The organism is Alcaligenes endophyticus, from assembly GCF_026344035.1.
GTDB lineage: Bacteria > Pseudomonadota > Gammaproteobacteria > Burkholderiales > Burkholderiaceae_B > Alcaligenes > Alcaligenes endophyticus.
The window spans coordinates 111998-131758 of the sequence record NZ_JAPKND010000001.1 but is presented as its reverse complement, the minus strand read 5'-3'; the positions used below and the strand labels follow the sequence as shown (position 1 = coordinate 131758).

Sequence of the window (19761 nt, the reverse complement as noted above, 5' to 3'; positions counted from 1 at the left end):
AGTAGGTTTAGCCAGTTTGCTTATTTTCACCATGAGCGCGTGCTCCTCTTGGGACTCGATGAGCAGACGAGAGAAAAGTGCAGTCACGGGTGCTGGCTTAGGTGGGGTCGCTGGCGCCGTGATTACAGGCGGTGGCGTTTTGGGCACCGTAGGTGGCGCTGCCATTGGTGGTGTAATCGGCGATCAAGTCGGGAAAAACCGCTAGTACTTTATTGCTAGGCTTGTACGCCTAATACATGATTTATCTTGGCCGTTCAGGTATTTAAAAATCCTGAATGGCCATTTTTATGCTCGCTTTAGGCTTATCAGAAACGAAAAACACTTTACTTTTGCCATTGTCAAGCTTGTGTCATCGTGACGTCACAGTGTGCTGTCTACAATGCATTAGCTCACTCTTAGAGCATAAACATCTTGTTTTTATATAAGTCCTATGGCCCAGTTCGCGATGTATGCACTGGCCTGTTTGGCTGGTCTACTTATGTTTAATCATGCAGCGCAGGCCAATAACGTAACGCACTCTTTGTTGCAGTCCCCAGAAAGGCTTACGCTGGCTTTACCTAGCCAAAAGCTGCACCAAGCCTTGTCTACTTTTAGTCACCAAACAGGTCTTTCTGTCTTGCTAGATAGCCAGCATGCTCACATCACTGTGCAGTTGGCGCGGGGTGAATATACTCGCCAACAGGCTTTAGCTCAACTCCTTGAAGGTACTGGTCTTGCCGCTTATGTGGTGAATCAGCGCTCTATTGTTGTCCGTAGCCTAGAAAACCAAGACTTTAACGTGGAGCAAAGTTTGCAGGTATGGCAAATATCTGGGGTGCAGCAGGGGGCAATTGATCACAGCGCGTATGTGGCTAGGGTGCAGTACGCCGTTAGGCATCGCTTATGTGCACAGGCGAATACGCAACCCGGGGATTATCGTCTTGCTATGCAAATGTGGCTAAACGCTCACGGTTATATTGTCAGAGTCAACTTCTTGGGTTCTACAGGCCAAGCTAAACGCGATATCGCTATTTCTCAAGCCCTGCAAAATTTACCCATAGGCCAGGCTCCTAGCCCTTATATGCCTCAACCTGTGATCTTATTGCTTAAGCCTACGGGCAGCAACAACGAGTGCTCCTCGCGGGCTAACAGGTAAGTCATCTATGTCAGAGCTCTTGCGTCGGCGTTTGCGTCAAAGTTTATTGGCTCGTTACGAGCAGTTGCGTACGCGCTTAGAGCGCGTGCTGGGCTCACCTGAAGATGCTGCCGATGCTCTCCAAGAAACGTGGGTACGTATTGAAGGCATCAGCTCGGCGAGTGTGGTGCATAATGACGATGCCTATTTATGGCGCATGGCTAATAATATTGCTGTGGATGCACATCACAAGCGGTACAAATTATTGACAACTGTTGAGCTAGATGACCTTGTCCATATCGTGGATGAAGGGGCTGACACGTTGCAGCAGGTGGCGGCTAAATTAGAAATGCAGCAGCTTTTAGCTATGCTACAGGATATGCCTGAGCGTCCCCGTTTGGTGTTGTTGGCGGCGCGAGTCGACGGTTTAAGCTATGCACAGATTGCGCAGCAGCATAATATGTCAACTGCCTTAGTAAACAAAGAAATGTGTCGCGCCCTTGCTTACTTGCGTAAACAGCTAGCCAGCCGATTAAACAACTAGCTTGCGCATTATTATTGCCATGACCACGTCCTCTTCTCCTCACCTGAACGTACACCAGCAAGCTGATCAATGGTGGGCGACCTTGCATTCAGGGCAAGCAACACAAGCTGATGCCGAGAATTTTAAGCATTGGCTAGCGTCAAGCACGGCAAACCAACAAGCATGGCGCGAACTGCTTACCGTGATGCAAACATTTTCTCCTGCGTTGCAGCGTACAGCCGCTCAGCCTGTGCCTGCTGTACAGAAGCTCTGGCATCGGCGTCACTTTTTAATGGCTGCGGCCACCGCTTCGGCTGCAGGTGTCGGTGCTTTGGCACTGTATCCACCATTAGGTTTGTGGCCTGCTTTATCTGATTTTAAAGCCGATTACCGCACTGCAGCGGGTGAACAGCGGACCGTCCAGTTCGGTCAAGACGTTGCTGTGCTGATGAATACAAAAACGCAAATTAACTACGTGGGTACCACTGGCTTAGAACTATTGACAGGAGAAGCTGAAATACAGGTGCAAATGACATCGGAGCACCCATTTTCAGTGCAAGTAGGGCCTTGTCGCATGCAAATTTATGCGGCTAACGTGACGGTGCGTTACGTAGAGGACAAACTGGAGCTTGCCTGTCTAGAAGGGCATGTAAAGCTCGATATGCTTGAAAATCTAGAGTTGGGCCCAGGGCAGGGCTTGTTGTATCGCAGCCCAAGTGACTGGGCTATTCAACGCTTGAATCCCGAGTCAAGCAGCACCTGGCGAAAAGGTTACTTGAACTTTAACGGTGTCCCGCTAAAACAAGTCATTGCAGAGCTGAATCGTTATCGCTCCGGGCATATTTATTTACGCCAAGCACATTTGGGCCAACGAGCAGTACACCTGCAACTCGCTTTAAAGGATATGGATTTGGCGCTTGATATGTTGCGTGCTTTACCTGGAGTGAAGGTGCAAGAGCTTCCGGGTGGGGTAGCATTGTTAAGTGAAGCGTAGTTACAAATAGTTTCAATATAGATGTCATTGATAGTGAGTCGAGAGGGGTCTTGTAAGTAGGGGCTGCGTTTTTGCGCAGTCTATTGGCTGTTTAGCCTAAGGCTCACTTCATACACTTCGTGCGGAAACTCCTATCATGCCAGCTCGTTCAGCTTGTTTGCTTGCTCCAGTTCTACCCAAAGCCTCTAGCGTTCGCCGCCCAGAATTGCGCAGTAATTTAACCCCTTTAGCTGCAGCGTTGATGCTGATAGTCGCTGGCAGTTTACCCAATACTGGACACGCCCAACTGCGCGGCGCCTGGTTCACCCAAAGCAATGCCGCTCAGCAACACCAAAACGCCAACAATAACCATGCTATACGCGCTGCCCAGCAGGCGGCCAGCATGCAGCAACAACAAGCCGCTGCTCGGGCGCAACTATCGCACTCGCTGGACAACCTAAACCGTACCGCCAGTGCCATTGCGGCCCAACAAGCCGCCCAAAACGCTGCCCGCTTAGCGGCACAGCAACAAGCCAGCAACGTAGCCGAAGGCTTAGCACAGGGTGGCTTAGAAGTGGCCGTGGGTGATAAAGCCCAATGGTTAGGCGCTGAAGCACCGGTACATACTCAGCAAAACGGCCAGCATCATGTAGGCATCAAACAAACTAACGCTAAAGCCATCCTGAACTGGAACCGCTTTGATGTGGGCCGTAATACGACAGTCGAGTTCCAACAAAAAAATACCGATGCGGTGCTGAACCGTGTCGTGGGCGACCAAGTTACCCCTAGCCAAATCCAAGGAAGAATCAAAGGCGACGGCACCGTGATGGTGGTTAACCAGAACGGGGTGGTGTTCAGCGGCACATCGCAAGTGAACGTGCGTAATCTGGTGGCCGCTGCCGCGAACATCAGCAACGAACAATTTTTGAAAGGCGGTTTGTACGTCAACGCGGAAGGCTCTTTAGCCACCCTTACCGATGCCTTGGGCAAGGTGGAAGTTCAGGCCGGTGCGCAGATTCAAACACATGCGCCCAATCGTTCCGTTGATGGCGGCGGCTATGTGCTGCTGATGGGGCAAGAGGCTCACAATGCTGGTCAAATTCATACACCTAAAGGGCAGGCTGTATTAGCGGCTGGCGACACCTTTTACATACGCAAAGGGCAGGGCACGGACGGTAACGCCCAATCTACTACACGTGGCAACGAAGTCGTCGCGCACCGTAAGGCTGATAGCCAGGCCGGTCTAGTTAGCAACAGCGGCCTGATCAGCGCCGCCAACGGCGACATCACCTTGACCGGACACGACGTGCGCCAGGCCGGCGTGCTGGTAGCCACCACATCCACCAGCCAGCGCGGCACCATCCACTTGTCCACCCGCCGCAGCGATGCGGACGGGCGCGTCACGCTGGAATCGGACAGCACCACTGCTATTCTGGTGGATGCCGATTCGCCCACGGCGCTGGATAGCCAGCGCGAGGTCCTGATGAACAGCGCGGGGTATGGCGCCAGCACTGCCATCTTCGATAATTTGGGCCAGACACCCAGCCCTAATGCCTTGTCGCGCATCGACATCGTAAGTGGCAAGACGGTAGATTTTCAGGGCAACTCCCTGACCCTGGCCACCGGCGGCGAAATCACCACCCACGCCGAACACCGCAGCCTGCTGCGTCGCGGCGCAGAGCTGGACGTGGCCGGCCAGGTGGGCGTACGCGTCGCCATGGACAGCAACCAGTTGCTGATCAACGCCCAGGGCAATGAACAACGCGACGCACCCATCAACCGCGACAGCAAGAACCTGAACAATAAAGACATCTGGGTGGACCGCCGCCTGCTGGTCTTCGTGCCCAAGGGTACGCAGGGCTACGAGTCCGACCGTTGGTATACGGCCGGCGGTCTGCTGGAAGTCAGCGGCTACCTGAATACCGCCCCGCACACCATAGACGAATGGCTGGCCCAGGGCGGTACCATTACCGCCACCGGCAAGGACTTCGTGTCGGAAGCCGGATCGCGCCTGAACCTGTCCGGCGGCACGCTGGACGTGCAGTCCGGCAAGATTAACCTGAGCTGGCTGCGCGGCGATGACGGCCGCCTGTACGAAGCCAGCCGCGCCCCCAGCGATTTGCTTTATCAAGGTATCCATACAGGATGGGAGTCTGTACATGCCCGTTGGGGCTCACCGGCCACCCGGATATTTAAGACCCCTTTATTAAGTCCTGATTATCGCTATGAGACTGGCTATACAGTAGGTCGAGACGCAGGCAAACTGGTCCTTTCCACCCAAAACGTTCTGTTGCGTGGGGATCTGATCGGTGAAGTCTACCAAGGCCCGCGCCAGATTCTGGCCGCGCAAGCGGGTCTGGACGGCTACCTGCAATCCCAGGCTGCCGTGGCGCGCCGTGCAGGGTTGATTGCCGGGCGTCTGCCCCACGGCGATCAAAGCACGCTGCCTTTGCTGAAGCAAATCCAGATACAAGAACAAAACCAAAGCATCTTGGCCGACCTAGACGAGCAAGTCAGCGAAGACCGGCAGTCCATCCTGACCTTGCCCAGCGACTGGCTGAACCGCAGCCGCTTGGGAAAACTGGAGCTGTGGGCGCAGCAAACCATTAACCTGGACCAGGCGCTGGAACTGGCGCCGGGCGCTGAACTGACCCTGTTCGCGCCTTCCATTGACGTCAATGCAAATATCATCGCCCCCTCGGGCACTATTTCCGCCGGTTTTCTGGGCAACAATCCCGCCGGCAACGACCTGCCCGCAGACATCGAGCGCGGCCTGCGCGTGGCGGATGGCGTCAGCATCAGCGCCGCCGGCCTGCTGACCGACGCCCGCCGGAATTCCTATCAGTCCGACCAGCAAGCCTATATCGATGGCGGCCGCATCACGCTGGAAACGCCGGACTCCTTACGTCTGGGTCAGGACAGCCTGCTGGACGTCAGCGCTGGCGCCTATGTGCGTGACATCAATAAGTGGCAGGGCGGCAAAGGTGGCTCCATCCGCATCGCAGCTGGCTACCTGAGCCCCGAAAACTCCCAGGCTCGGCTGGAGCTGCTGGGTCATGTCCGCGGTTATGGCTACACGGGCGCCGGCACCTTGGACATCGATTCGCGCGCAGCCCTGTCCATAGGCGGCGATCTGCAGATTGAAGACGGCTGGCTGCAGGCTGGTGGACGCGCCAATGGCGACTTGATTCTGCTGAATGACTATGAGGTTAAAGCGGGAGAAATCCTTCCTGTACCTTATGCCATTGAGCGCACACATACCTTGCCAGGGGAGTACATCGCAAATCCTTCAGGTACATACTTATTTGCTCTGCAAACCTTCACAACCCAAAGTGAATGGGTCATAGGCCCCGAAAATGGCGGTGCTAATATTAAGTTTGACGGTTTGACTTACTATTATTACGGCAATAGTTACGGCAGCAATAGTTATTCCTATTTTAATGGAACAGAGTTTGTCGATCATAAAGGCCCTTTAGTCATCCCCGCCGGAAAAGCAGTAGAGATTAGCTACATCGACCATTTGACGGTTGATCCAAAAGTATTTCCTGCCGGTCTGAAATTCCGTACTCCCAAGAAAGACATTTTACCTATAGGCGCAACGGCTCCGGCAAACTTTGTCGTCCCTAAAGGAACAGTCTTCCCAACCGGCACTCAACTCCCCCGCCGTATACAAACAGCCAAGACCAGTAACATCGACCTGGCCCCCTTCAACACCGGCTTCGCCCAGTACCAGCTACGCGGACAGAACGGCGTCTATATTCCCCGAAACATCCAGATCGATCTTCACCGGCCCATTCAGCACCTGAACTTTGTCGGCGCCAACGGCCAATCCCAGGTTCAAGTCAACACGATCCTGCCCCCGCTGTTTCAAGTGTCGGCCGACGGGCGCACAGTACAGCAACGCGCCGGGGCCAGCCTGAGGCTGACTTCCGGCTCCACGCTGTCCGAATGGGCGGCGGGTGAGCCACGCAGCCTGATCCTGGAGCAAGGCTCCAGCCTGCGGGTCGATCCCGGCCAGGCCATCCGGCTGAACAGCACCGGCGACTTGTGGGCGCTGGGCGCTTTGCATGCGCCGGGCGGAACTATACGCCTTATGGGCGCGCGCGAGCTCTCAGTTACGGGAGACATTCACTCCAACAAAGCCGACAAGCAAGCCCACCAGCGTCAAATTCTGATTGGCGAACAGGCGGTTCTGGATGCCTCCGCCGCTGCCTGGACGGGGCAGAACAAGCTGGGCCACACCCTGGGGGCTGTCAGCCGGGGCGGGGACATCATCATAGGCGGGGAATTCCTGGACAATACGACCAGCGCCCCTAGCTCCGACGCTTTCGTCGTACTACGGCCCGGCAGCCGTCTGGATGCCTCGGGCGCAGAAATTTACATCGACCCCGAAGGACGCGGCGCTTATGCCCTGGCCAGCCATGGCGGCTCCATTACGCTGGGCTCGTCCGCGGGCTTGAGCCTGCACGGCTCCATGACGGCTAAGGCGGGCAATGCCGCGGCCCAGGGCGGCCGCCTGAACGTGCTGCTGGACGCGCCCAACTACGAAACGGCCAATATCCACAAGGACGTGCTGGCGCCCAGGGAACTGCTGGTACTGAATCTGCAAGCCGCCTATACGCCCGATGCAACCTTGCGCTACGGCCGGGCCAGCCTGGGCCTGGATCAGATCGACGCCGGCGGCTTCGATGACTTGCTGGTCTACAGCGGCGGGCTGTTGGGCTTTACGGACAACACCCGCTTGGCCGTCAAAGGCCAGCTGCATCTGGTATCGGGCATGCTGGGGCTGAGCGCCGAAGCGCCGCAAGATTCGCACATCGAATTGTCGTCCCAGTATCTAAGGCTGGCCGGCCTGAGTGATCTTACCGTGAAGGATAGCCACAAACGCCCTACGTTCAACGGGGTGTCCATGACGCCGCCGACAGGCACAACACGCCTGACGGCGACAGTGGAACATCTGGACATACAGAATACCGTCAACCTAGGCGGCACGATCGGCACTTTCCCCACCGTAGGGCCCGATGTCAAGCTGCGCTACAACGGATTCGCCCATACAGACATTATGTCCAGCGGCGACATCCGCTTCCTGAAACAGACCGCGACCGGCACGCCGCTCAGCCAGATCGTCGGCGATACAAACCTGACACTGCAGGCGCGCCAACTCTATCCGGACGTAGATGCCAAAGGCGGGCTGCAAAGCAATCAGTCCCTGACCATTCTGCGCACACCGGGTTCCACTCCCTATGCGCCCTATTCCCTGGGCGAGCTGATCTTCACCGCGCCGCGCATTCAACAGCACGGCGTCGTGCTGGCGCCCGGCGGCCAGATCACCTTCAGAGCGCAACGTGTTGATAATGGAGGCAGCTTGCGCTTTGAAGCCGGCGATTCGTCCATCGACTTTGGCCCTGGCAGCATCACCTCCATCAGCATGGCCGGCTTGCGCCTGCCCTACGGCGGTACCGTGGATGGGCTGGACTACCTGTATCACGGCGCCTTGATCCGCGAATTGGCTTCTTCCCTATTCGATCCATCCAAGTCCATGCACCTGTCAGCCCACGACATCAAGGTGCAGGAAGGCGCGGTGCTGGACTTGAGCGGTGGCGGCGACTTGCTGGGGGCGGGCTTTGTGGCCGGTCGCGGCGGCTCCGTGGATGCGCGTCTGTATCCGCTGATGCAAGTGAATCGGCGCGGTGGCGGCTTTACCCTGCCTTCCTTGAAGTCCAACCCCGTCTACGCCATCGTGCCCGGCCACCAAGCGCCGTACGCACCCGGCGGAAAAGGGGAAGGCGCGGTCGCGCCCGGCTTGGGTCAGCAAATCACCTTGGAACACGGATTGCCCGGACTACCCGCCGGCACCTATACGCTATTGCCGTCCAGCTATGCGCTGCTGCCCGGCGCGTTCCGGGTGGAGTTGAACGGGGCTCAAGCCCAAACACTTAGCCACGCTGCTCCGGCCCCCCTGCGCAACGGCTCCTGGGCCATGCAAGGCGCCGTCCACAGCCATCAGGCAGCGCCCCAGGCCGGCTTGATGCAGCCCATGATCATCAGCAGCGCCGACACCGTGCGCCGTTACAGCCAGTACAACGAGACAAGCTTCAGCGATTTTGCCAGACAACACGCGGCGCGCAGCGGCAATCCGCGCTTGCCAACGCCGGAAGATGGCAAGCAGTTGATCGTGGACCTGAGCGGCGTGGGTGGTTCTGTGATCAAACCCAGCCCCGCTCGCTCCTTCAGCTTCAAGGGGGAAGCGAAGTTTGAGGCGGCTCCCCAGGGATACACCGGCACGGTCGCCATCAAGAGTTCATCGGGTCATCTGCACGTTGTAACCAGCCTGGACCAGCCAGGACTGCCGGCGGATGCCGCTCGCGTCGATGCGGCCAGCTTGAACCGACTGCAAGCCGGACGCCTGGCCTTAGGCCAGGAATCCAGGGTCTCGGAAAACCGTTTGATGTTCCATAACAGCGCAAATGTCAGCGACACCCATGGCCTGACCATTCATTCAGGCACTTATCTGACCGCGCCTGAAATCGTGCTGGCCGCTACAACCATGACGCTGGAACCTGGTGCGGTGCTCAGCACCCTGAGCCAAGGCCCCGCCCCGCTGGGATTGGAGCAAGGCTACTACACTCAAGGACACAATTTTGTATTGCTGTCCAATAATCAGCATCTGGCCCAAAGCGTTACGCCTTCAATCCACACCGTGGGTTCTATCCGAATCGGTGTCTGCGCCACTGAGCCTTGCGATGGGGTCACCCGCCTTTATTCAGACGCCAACCTGACCATAGGCACTAACGGCTCCCTGGATCTGAGCGAACAGGCCCGCTACGGCACCCGTCACCTGAGCCTGGCCACCAGCAGCATTAACGTGGGCAGCGAACAAGCCTTGGACGCCGCCCGCGCCCAAGGGATACTGCCCGCCGGCCTGACACTGAACCAAGGCATTCTGAACCGCCTGCTGCAAGGCGACACGTCCTGGGGTGCTCCGGCTCTGGAACAGCTTAGCCTGACCGCTGGCCAGTCCCTGAACTTCTGGGGTAATGTGGCGCTGGACACCACCGACCCGGCCACAGGCCGCAGCCGCATGGAACGCCTGGTGTTGCGCACCCCCGCCATCTATGGCGCCGGCCAGGCAGGCGAACAGGCCTATCTGCGCACGGGCGACCTGTACTGGACGGGCCTGATGCAGGCCGCGCCCGCCCCCATGCTGGGCGGCGCCGGGCACGGCCAAGGCACACTGCGTATTGATGCCGAACAGTTCATCCTGGGCTACGACCCGTTCAGCCGGCCCAACAATACCGACCGGCCCGAACGCCTGACGCTGGGCTTCGATACGGTGGACGTCACCGCCCGCCGCGCCTTTACCGCCAGCCACGAAGGCAGCCTGAAGGTCTACCAACGCTGGACCGGCGAAGACCAGAACGGCTCGCTCTACGACGGCGGCCATCTGCTCATCCGGACGCCCTTGCTGACCGGCCGCTCCGGCTCGGCCTCGCACATCACGGCGGGGGGCGCCCTGCGCGTGCAGGGCCTGCCCGGCGCCACCGCCGATGCATTCCTGGCCGGCATGGGTTCGGAAATCCGCCTGGCGGCCCAGCAAATCAACGTGGACACCCGGGTCGTGCTGCCCAGCGGCCAATTCCAGGCCCATGCGCAGCAGGATCTGATCCTGGGGCCGCAGGCCAGCCTGAACCTGGCCGGCAAGACCACGACCTTCTTTGATGACGAAGAAGCCACCCAATACAGCTGGGGCGGCGACATTACCCTGGCGTCCCAGCACGGCAATGTCATTCTGGATGCCCAGTCCCTGATCGACGTGTCCGCCATCAACAACCACGCGGGCTACCTGACGGTGCAAGCGCCGGAAGGCCGCGTGGCCCTGCAAGGCCGTGTGCTGGGCGGAGCCTCCGGCCAGTATGACGCGGGCGGCACCTGGGTGCCCTACCGCCACGCCCAACTGGAACTGCTGGCGAAACACTTGGGCCTGACGGGCGCGCTGTCCGAACAATTCGCACTGCTGAACCAGCGCCTGGACCAGGGCGCAGTCTGGGGCGCGCGCCAGTTCCAGTTCGGCGAAGGCGATCTGCACATAGGCGGCGCCGTGCGCGCCGGCCAGATCGGCATCGCCCTGGACCGGGGCCATCTGACGGTAGACGGCCTGCTGGACGCCAGCGGCGCGCAAGTAGGCCAGATCCGCCTGAATGCCAAGCACGGCTTGACGCTGACCGGACGCGCCGTGCTGGACGCCCATGGCCGACTGCTGCGCGTGGACAGCTATGGTCAGGTCATTCACAGCCCCAACCGGGCCGTAGTGGAACTGAACAGCGGCCAGGGCCGGTTGACCTTGAGCCGCGGCGCGCGCATTGACTTGCGCCACGGCACCGATACGCCTGAACGCGACCCCGAGGCCCGCAGCAGCCTGTGGCTGTACGCGCCGCGCCTGGATGCGGCGGACTCCGGCCGCATGGCCGTGCAGGCCGACACAGGTCTGGACATTGCCGGCGCGTGCCGGATCGTGCTGCATGCGGTGCAGCAGTATTTCGATGCGTCGGCGGGCACGGACGCCGCCGCCAGCGGCCGTCCGTACCAGGTCATCACCCAAGGCTGGCTGGACGCCAAGCACACGGAAAGCACGCGCTTCATCAACAATGCCCTGGCCAATACCGGCCTGATCCAGAACCAGTTGGCCGGCCTGACCGCCTACCGCGACGCCTTCCACCTGCGTCCCGCGGTGGAAATCCTGAGCGCGACGCCCGATGGCGACCTGGTCGTGCAAGGCGACCTGGACTTGTCCAAGTACCGCTACAACAGTTTGAACCCGCACAGCCCCCTGACCGCCGTCTACGGCTCGGGCGAAGCGGGCGCCCTGGCCATCCGGGCCGGCGGCGCCCTGGCCATCTACGGCAGCATCAACGACGGCTTTGCGCCGCCGCCCGCCACGCCCGATGACGACGGCTGGGTGCTGGTGCCCGGCAAGCAGCCCTTCGGCGGCGATGTGATCGTGCCCATTGCCGGCGTCAAGCTGGAAGCCGGCACGCAGTACCCGGCCGGACGGGCGCTGAACTTCGATCTGCCCGCCGGCAATGTGACGCTGCCCGCCGGTACGCGCCTGCCCGTCGACGTGACCCTGGATGCGGCCTACACCCTGCCCGCCGGCAGCGTATTCCGCGCCGACGTGCATGCGCCGGACGGCAGCCTGCTGCTGCCCGCCGGCACCCCCGTGCCCGAAGGCGGTCTGGCCTTGCCCCAGAACGCCAAGCTGGGCGCTGGCCTGCACTTGCCCGCCAATTTGACGGTACAAAACATCACCTGGCCCAAGGGCGTCGCGCTGCCTGTAGCCATGAATCAAGCTAAACAGATCGACTTACCCGTAGGAGCTCTGCTGCCAGCAGACACGGATATCAAGTTGGCTGACGGCCTGTTCCGTGTACCGCTGCGTCCGCTGGACGGAGACCGTCAGGCCTATAACTGGGCGCTGGCGCCCATGCTGCCCAGCGGCTCGCAATCCTGGAACATACGGCTGGTGGCCGGCGCAGACACCGCCGCCGCCGACCCGCGCAGCCTGCGCGGCGACGCCACCCACGGCAGCCTGGTATTGGGCGACACGCATTACGGCATGGAAAAGGAATACAAGGCGGCTGGAGTCTGGGTATGGGCGCCCGACAACTGGATGGGCGAGCCGGCCGGACAAGCTGTGCCTGCAGAATCCCTGGAATATTGCGAAATGGACCCAAGCCTGTGTGTCCTTCAAGCCCCCCCGCCTCAGTACGTCTGGGCCGAAGGCAACTGGATGGGCGAACCGGCCGGAGAAGCTGTGCCCGACGAATCCCTGGAATATTGCGAAATCGACCCAACTCTGTGCACATACGTTGATACAGGTAAAAAAGAACTGGCTGGCGTCCACGCTCGCCAGCCTAACCTGAGCGTATTGCGCACCGGTACGGCAGACCTGGAACTGGCTGCCCGCCATGACCTTTCCATGCGCAGCCCTTATGGCATCTACACGGCTGGTACGCCAGTTCTGCTTGGAAACGGATTGGACAAGCAATATGACGCCGAGCGCGCCATAACCGAGGACGGCAAAGTGCTGGGCAACACCGCCGGCAACTATGAAAATCTGGTCAGCGGAAACGACAGGGCCAGTCAGAATTGGTATCCGGACTTTGGCGGCAATCTATCGCTGCGAATCCAAGGCGATCTTACCGGCGATGCCTGGGCAGCCACTTCGCCTGCTTCAGGCACGTCCATCAATAGCACGGACGTGCATAATTGGCTGTGGACGCAAGGCAACGACGGTGCCGATACCTCCCGCATCCCCACCGCATGGGCCCTTCATTTTGGCGACTATGTCGTCAATCACGATGTGCCAGGAACTATCAAGCGATGGCCTCGCCAGGTTGGGTTCAGCGGCTTGGGCACGCTAGGCGGAGGCAATGCGCTTGTTCAGATCGGCGGACGAACGGGCATAACAAGCATACGTGCGCAAAGTGAGCCTCGCAGCCAGGGCTTGACCATTGCCATCGCCAGCAATGGCCGTGTCCTGCCAGATGGCCGAGTCCTGATTCAAGGAGGAGGCGATTTGCGCTTGCGCCTGTCCGGCGGATGGAACCCCGAACTCGACGCCCTGCAGCAACGATCCTCGCTGCCCTTTAACGCCCATGCCTTGCTCGGCGGCATCGTAAATTTACGCGGCCAGATCCAACTTTCCGCCGGGCAGATTGGACTGATGAAGCAATATTATGAAAGCAATCAAAGAGATAGCCGGGACAGCCGGCCTCATAACCCCTATCAATCCTCCAAAACCCAATCGGTAGGCGGCCTTGTACTGACTTTGGGCGACGCTGCGGCAGATATTCAAAGCCAGCGCAATCTGGTCTTGTCCGCCGTTGCTGACGCCACCAGGCCATCGGCGCCTTACGCTAGGGCTGACTCTCGTGGCCAGGGCCAGACCTGGTTCAGCTTGTGGACGGATCATACCGCTGCGCGCGCCTGGTCTGCCGGTTCCCATTTGACCGGCGACACGCGCATTTCAGAAGAACTGAACCCTGGCGAAGGCCATGCGCTGAACCCCCATCGGCCAAGCGATGGCGCCTTTACCTTGCCAGGCTCGGTTTCTCTGATCGCGACAGAAGGCAATATTTACCAAGGCACGTCCATGACCCGGATCTCCTCGCCTCTGGAGGCTCCTTTGCTGCTGGCGCCCTTAGGCCCACGCCAATTGACCATATTGGCCGGTGGATCCTACTTTGGCGGCGGACAGATCATCGCCTCCTCGGGCGCGGGCAGCCAGAGCATCTCGACTTTCCTGCGTCCCAGCTATCGTGTTCACAGTGCTGGAAACCCCGTTGGGCGTAACACACCAGAGGAAACCTCTTTCTTTACTGGCGATGTGCTGCATGCATGGTCGCTCAACACCATACAGAACGAGGTTAACTATCGTCCCCATCCTTCGACCTCTACCCGGGTCTATAGCCGCGATGGCGACATCATCGGTCTTTGGCTGGGCGCTCAAATCGAGCACTCCCTAGGAGACTACATGCGCACTGCAGCCTGGTATTGGAGCAGCGGCGCCGCTCAAATCCGAGCAGGGCAGGACATTATCTGGACTGGACAAAGAAAGGACGAAGCCCCTAGGTATCTCCCTGTCATATATGGCTCTTCACCGACGGGGAACTTCATCCTGCACACCCACCCCAACGACGTCTCCACCATCATTGCCGGTCGTGATATCCGCTACCTGAACCTGAACGTGGCCGGGCCGGGTACGGTGGAGATCACTGCCGGGCGCAACATCATCCAGGAAGACAAGGCCAGCATCGTCAGCCTGGGGCCGGTGATGGCGGGCGATACCCGTCCGGGCGCCAGCATAGCTTTGCAAGCCGGCATGAACAACAGTACCTATGCAGGTCTGTTGCAGCAGTACCTGAACCCGGCCTTGCGCGCTGACGCCGGCAAATCCCTGGCCAGCCAGCCAGGCCGCGTGGTGCACAGCTATGAAGGGGAGCTGATGGACTGGCTGCGGGAACGTTACGGCGTGACTTTCAGCGGCGACGATGCCGTGCCGTCCGCCCTGGCGTACTTCCAGGCGCTGCCCGCCGCCCAGCAGCGCATTTTCGCCCGCGATATTTACTTTACGGAACTGCGCGAAAGTGGGCGCGAATATAACGACCCTGGCAGTGCACGTTTTGCAAGCTATGTGCGTGGCCGTCAAGTGATTCACACCTTATTTCCTGATGTGGACAGCCATCAGCAGCCTATTCTGTACCAAGGCGATATTCTCATCTTCGGTGGGGGAGGGGTGCATAGCAACCTGGGTGGTGACATACAAATGTTGGCACCCGGTGGTGGCTTAACCTTTGGTGTGGAAGGTCCGCAGCCACCGTCTACCGCCGGTGTAATCACTCGTGGACTAGGCAATATACAGCTTTACTCTTTAGACAGTATTTTACTGGGGCAAAGCCGCATCATGACCACTTTTGGTGGCGATATACTGGCTTGGTCTGCACAAGGTGACATTAACGCGGGTAGGGGATCCAAAACCACTGTGGTGTATACCCCGCCGCGTCGCGTTTACGACAGTGTGGGTAACATCACTATTAGCCCAGACGTCCCCAGCACCGGGGCCGGTATTGCTACCTTAGCCCCTATTGCCGAAGTTCCAGCGGGTGATGTTGACCTCATCGCCCCCCTAGGCACCATCGACGCAGGCGAAGCCGGCATCCGCGTCTCCGGTAACGTTAACCTCGCCGCCTTACACGTGGTGAATGCCGACAACATTCAAGTCCAAGGCGAATCGAAAGGCATGCCGATTGCGGTGTCTGTGAACGTAGGTGCGTTGACTAGCGCCAGCAGTGCGGCGTCATCGGCGGCTACCGCTGCCCAAGAAACCCTCAGCCGCGCTCGCGACGCCGCCCGCAGCACTCAGCCGTCGCAGATTCAGGTGCAGGTGTTAGGGTTTGGCCAAAGTGGGGGGACAAGTTCCTCGGCAGGTCCAGACACGAGAACACAAGCCGCTCTTACGCCGTATCGTGCCGATAGTGCCGTGCAGGTTTTGGGGTTGGGAACTCAGCCGGTATCGGCATTAGAGCGACTGACGCCATCGGAGCGTAGCCATATGGTGATGTAAGGATTGGGTGTGTGATGGGTAAAAGCAAGGCGCTTTAAGCGCCTTGCTTGTTATACCCGGTACTTACGCTTTATCGGCACTCGCCGAGTTAGCGTCAACTTGAGGCATCTCGATTTTTACTTCCAACACTTCCAGTGAGTCTTGGCGATCAAGGTTGACCTTGATATCGTCGGGATTGATGCTGACGTAACGAGAGATGACCTCGATGAGTTCTTTCTGCAGTCGGGGAAGGTAGTCGGGTGCAATCCCCCCGCGTCCGCGTTCGTTAATTAAAATAAGCTGCAAACGATCTTTGGCGACAGAAGCAGATGTTTTTTTATGGCCCAGTAAAAAGGACAGGAAAGACATATTACTTTCCTCCAAAGAGACGTTTTAGAAGCCCCGGTTTTTCGTAATCGACATAGCGCAGGGGACGTTCTTCACCTAGATAGCGGGCGACGATATCGTCGTACGAGCGCGCCACATTGCTGTCACGTAGGTGAATGACAGGTACCCCTTGGTTAGAGGCCTGTAATACCGTTTCAGACTCGGGCGTCACGCCAATGAGCTTAATGCGCAAAATGTCTTCAACATCTTTTAGCGATAGCATTTCCCCATCTGAAACACGTTTGGGGCAGTAGCGAGTCAAGAGCAAAAACTCTTTAACGGGATCTTCGTTACGCTCGGCTCGTCGAGACTTCGCCGATAGTATGCCTAAAATGCGATCGGAGTCGCGTACCGAGGACACTTCGGGGTTAGTGACAATTAATGCGTCATCGGCAAAGTAGGCTGCCATTAACGCGCCTGTTTCAATCCCCGCAGGGGAGTCGCACACAATGTACTCAAAGCCCATGGTTTTCAGCTCTTCCAGTACTTTTTCTACGCCTTCTTTGGTGAGGGCGTCTTTATCGCGTGTCTGCGAAGCAGGCAGGATGAATAAGTTTTCTAGCTGTTTATCTCGGATCAGGGCTTGATTTAGCGAGGCCTCACCTTGTATGACGTTTACAAAGTCATACACAACTCGGCGCTCGCAACCCATGATCAAGTCTAGGTTACGTAGACCGACGTCAAAGTCAATAACGGCGGTCTTGTGACCGCGCATTGCCAAGCCCGAGGCAAAGCTCGCACTGGTGGTGGTTTTACCCACTCCGCCTTTTCCTGATGTCACCACAACAATACGCGCCATGACGATCAATTTCCTTTTATTTTCAAGTCACATTATCGTAAAGCATAACCGAGCTTATTTTTGTACTGCCTAGGTATTGAAACTATATGCTTAGCAACAAAAATTATCAAAAAGGTTTTTTTGTATCGGTTATGCCAATCTTGTTCACTACATCAAGCAATTTTCTGCTTAGCTGGTTAAGGGTTGAATTTCTAGCTTTTCATCATTCAGAGAAATGACCGCTGACTTATTACGTAAGCTAGGATCAAGTCGCGTTTCCATAATACGGTATACCCCAGCAATGGCAATTAGCTCGGGGTCAAGCTCGGTGGTGTAAATACGGGCATTCGCGTCCCCGCGCGCGCCGGCCATGGCTTTGCCGCGTAAAGGACCATAAACGTGGATATTACCATCAGCGATGACTTCGGCTCCTTGGCTTACAGCACCGACAATTATTAAGTCGGTGTTGCGCGCGTAGATGCGTTGGCCAGAGCGCAGTTGACGTGTAATGGTCATGGCGGCAGGCGCCGGCACTTCGACGGTGCGCGTCGTCGCCGCGCTGTCTTCAGTGCTCGGGTTTTCTAGACTGACAGCCGCCGTAATAACTGGCACCTCTTGCTCGGGAGCAGGTTCAGATAAGGGGCGGCTGGGAGGGTTAGAGAGCTCTACATTGGGTAAGCCGCTGGCTATAGCTTGGTCTAGGTGTTCCGCTTGTATACATACACCCACGGGATGCAACTGATGACTGCGTAACGCCGCAATTAAGCTTTCCCAGTCAATGCTTTGCTGTGTAGCGTCAAGTTGTGTTGCGTCGATGACGACGGGCTCGTCTTGAAAAAATGAGCCGGCGTCATGCATGCGTTGATGCAAAGCCTCGAGTAAGGCTTGTGTGTCAGACGTGCGCAGTACTACACGTACGGCATAGAGCGTTGCGCTTTTGAAGTCTAGGGCGATGGGCCCTTTAGGATGAGAGTTTGCGTTCACTTTATTGCGTTGTGATCGTAAGGTTAAGCCATTACACCCAGGTGTCCCTGAGTGTGGTGCTGCGGTTAATGACTGGGTTTTCTGGAGTGGAGTCTTCACGATCGGCGACAAAATAGCCTAACCGCTCAAACTGCCAATGTGTATCGGGGTGTGCCTCAATGCCAGGTTCCAACCAAGCTTGAATAGTCTTTAGCGAGTCTGGGTTGATTTGTTCTAAGAAATCCAAGTCGCCTGAGTCTGGCTGAGCGGTGCAAAATAGTCTGTCATAGAGGCGTACCTGGGCAGCAATGGCATGTTTAGCACTAACCCACGTAATGTTGCCTTTGACTTTGACCGTATCGGCACCGGGTGTGCCACTTTTGGTGTCGGGCAGATACTCGGCATGGACTTCGGTCACTTGGCCGTTCTCATCTTTGACAAAGCCCGTGCAGGTGACAACATACGCGTATTTTAGCCGTACGGTATTACCCGGGAAGAGACGGAAGTATTTTTTGGGCGCCACTTCCATGAAGTCATCGCGCTCGATGTAAAGTTCGCGCGTAAAGGGGAACTGACGGCGTGCCCCATCGGGCTGGTGGGGATTGCATGGCGCTGAGCAGGGCTCTTCGTGATCCTCGGGGAAGTTGGTAATAACCAGCTTAATGGGATCCAATACGGCCACTGCGCGGTTGGCAACGGGGTCTAGGTCGTCACGTAATGCTTGTTCAAGTACGCTGTACTCAATGTGTTGAGCTGCCTTTGACACTCCTAGACGTTCACAGAAAAGACGTATCGCCCCAGGGGTGTAACCACGGCGACGTAGCCCTGCTAACGTGGGCATGCGGGGGTCATCCCAGCCATGCACATGGTTCTCCTGTACCAATTGACGCAGTTTACGTTTACTGGTGACGACATACGAAAGGTTTAAACGAGAGAATTCGTACTGCTGTGGCAACGGCTCGCTAAGCTGGCCCAGCTCTACCAGACGCTCTAGTATCCAATTATAAAAAGGGCGTTGGTCTTCGAACTCTAGGGTACAAAAGCTGTGGCTGATGCGCTCTAGGGCATCTTCCACTGGGTGCGCCCAACTGTACATGGGGTAAATGCACCATTTGTTGCCGGTGCGGTGATGCTCGGCATGGCGGATACGGTACAGCACGGGGTCGCGCATGTTGATATTAGGTGAACCCATATCAACTTTGGCACGTAAGGCTAAGCTGCCATCGGGGTGTTTGCCGTCACGCATTTCGCGCAATAACTGTAAGGACTCTGCCGCTGGGCGATCGCGCCAGGGTGAGTTGGTGCCTTTTTCAGTTAGGGTGCCACGGGTGGCACGCATTTGCTCAGCGCTTTGCTCATCAACATAGGCATAACCCCCTTCTATCAGTGCTTCTGCAAACTGATACATATAATCGAAGTAGTCGCTGGCAAAATACAGGTTGTCTTCGTTCTGGTATTTCCAGTCAAAGCCTAACCATTTCACCATGTCTATGATGGCATCCACATATTCCTGTTCTTCTTTTTCAGGGTTGGTGTCGTCAAAACGTAGATGACAGGCTCCCTGGTAATCTTGAGCAATGCTAAAGTTGAGGAATATGCTTTTGGCGTGACCAATATGCAGATAGCCATTGGGTTCGGGGGGAAAGCGAGTGCGTACGCGTGCTGCATCAAGAGGGGCAGCAGCTTGCACCGACGCAGGTCCAGGTTGACCAGCCCAGGTTTTCTGGGAGTAACGGCCGGACGCTAAGTCCTGGTCAATGACTGTACGCAAAAAATTAGAGACAGGTGCGGGAGTGGAGGCTGATGTCATACACGTTTAAAAATAGAAGCAACAGGCGAATAGACCATTTTGCCACGTTCTTATTTTGTCTGCTTCTTTGTTAAGCATAAATAAGCAAGTGGCTCTAAACTACCCCACATT

At 57.5% G+C, this 19761-nt stretch carries 9 protein-coding genes; 5 read left to right on the top strand and 4 right to left on the bottom strand.

Going from position 1 to position 19761, the window contains the following annotated elements:
* Positions 1 to 31 precede the first annotated feature (31 nt).
* From OSH01_RS00560 to OSH01_RS00540, 5 genes are all read left to right on the top strand, one after another.
* Positions 32 to 205 carry a glycine zipper 2TM domain-containing protein gene (locus OSH01_RS00560; RefSeq protein WP_376918102.1) on the top strand — a complete coding sequence of 58 codons (174 nt, stop codon included), beginning with the start codon at positions 32 to 34 and terminating at the stop codon, positions 203 to 205.
* Between the two features lie 225 nt (positions 206 to 430).
* Positions 431 to 1135 carry an STN domain-containing protein gene (locus OSH01_RS00555; RefSeq protein ID WP_266122108.1) on the top strand — a complete coding sequence of 235 codons (705 nt, stop codon included), beginning with the start codon at positions 431 to 433 and terminating at the stop codon, positions 1133 to 1135.
* Positions 1136 to 1142: 7 nt separating this feature from the next.
* Positions 1143 to 1658: an RNA polymerase sigma factor gene (locus OSH01_RS00550; protein WP_266122107.1), complete on the top strand. Its 516-nt coding sequence runs from the start codon at positions 1143 to 1145 to the stop codon at positions 1656 to 1658.
* 19 nt (positions 1659 to 1677) lie between these two features.
* On the top strand, positions 1678 to 2631 hold the full coding sequence (locus OSH01_RS00545) for a FecR family protein (protein WP_266122106.1): 954 nt from the start codon (positions 1678 to 1680) through the stop codon (positions 2629 to 2631).
* 205 nt (positions 2632 to 2836) lie between these two features.
* Complete coding sequence (locus OSH01_RS00540; protein ID WP_266122105.1) at positions 2837 to 15733, top strand: filamentous haemagglutinin family protein; 12897 nt, start codon at positions 2837 to 2839, stop codon at positions 15731 to 15733.
* 63 nt (positions 15734 to 15796) lie between these two features.
* On the opposite strand, the gene minE is transcribed toward OSH01_RS00540, so the two are convergent.
* The 4 genes from minE to OSH01_RS00520 all read right to left on the bottom strand — a co-directional run bounded on the left by minE (position 15797) and on the right by OSH01_RS00520 (position 19650).
* Positions 15797 to 16081 carry a cell division topological specificity factor MinE gene (minE, locus tag OSH01_RS00535; protein ID WP_266122104.1) on the bottom strand — a complete coding sequence of 95 codons (285 nt, stop codon included), beginning with the start codon at positions 16079 to 16081 and terminating at the stop codon, positions 15797 to 15799.
* 1 nt (position 16082) lies between these two features.
* Positions 16083 to 16898: a septum site-determining protein MinD gene (gene minD, locus OSH01_RS00530; protein ID WP_266122103.1), complete on the bottom strand. Its 816-nt coding sequence runs from the start codon at positions 16896 to 16898 to the stop codon at positions 16083 to 16085.
* A 168-nt stretch (positions 16899 to 17066) separates the two neighbouring features.
* Entirely contained in the window at positions 17067 to 17861 is a 795-nt protein-coding gene (gene minC, locus OSH01_RS00525) for a septum site-determining protein MinC (protein ID WP_266122102.1), read from the bottom strand.
* Positions 17862 to 17892: 31 nt separating this feature from the next.
* Complete coding sequence (locus OSH01_RS00520) at positions 17893 to 19650, bottom strand: glutamine--tRNA ligase/YqeY domain fusion protein (protein WP_266122101.1); 1758 nt, start codon at positions 19648 to 19650, stop codon at positions 17893 to 17895.
* Between the last annotated feature and the right edge of the window lie 111 nt (positions 19651 to 19761).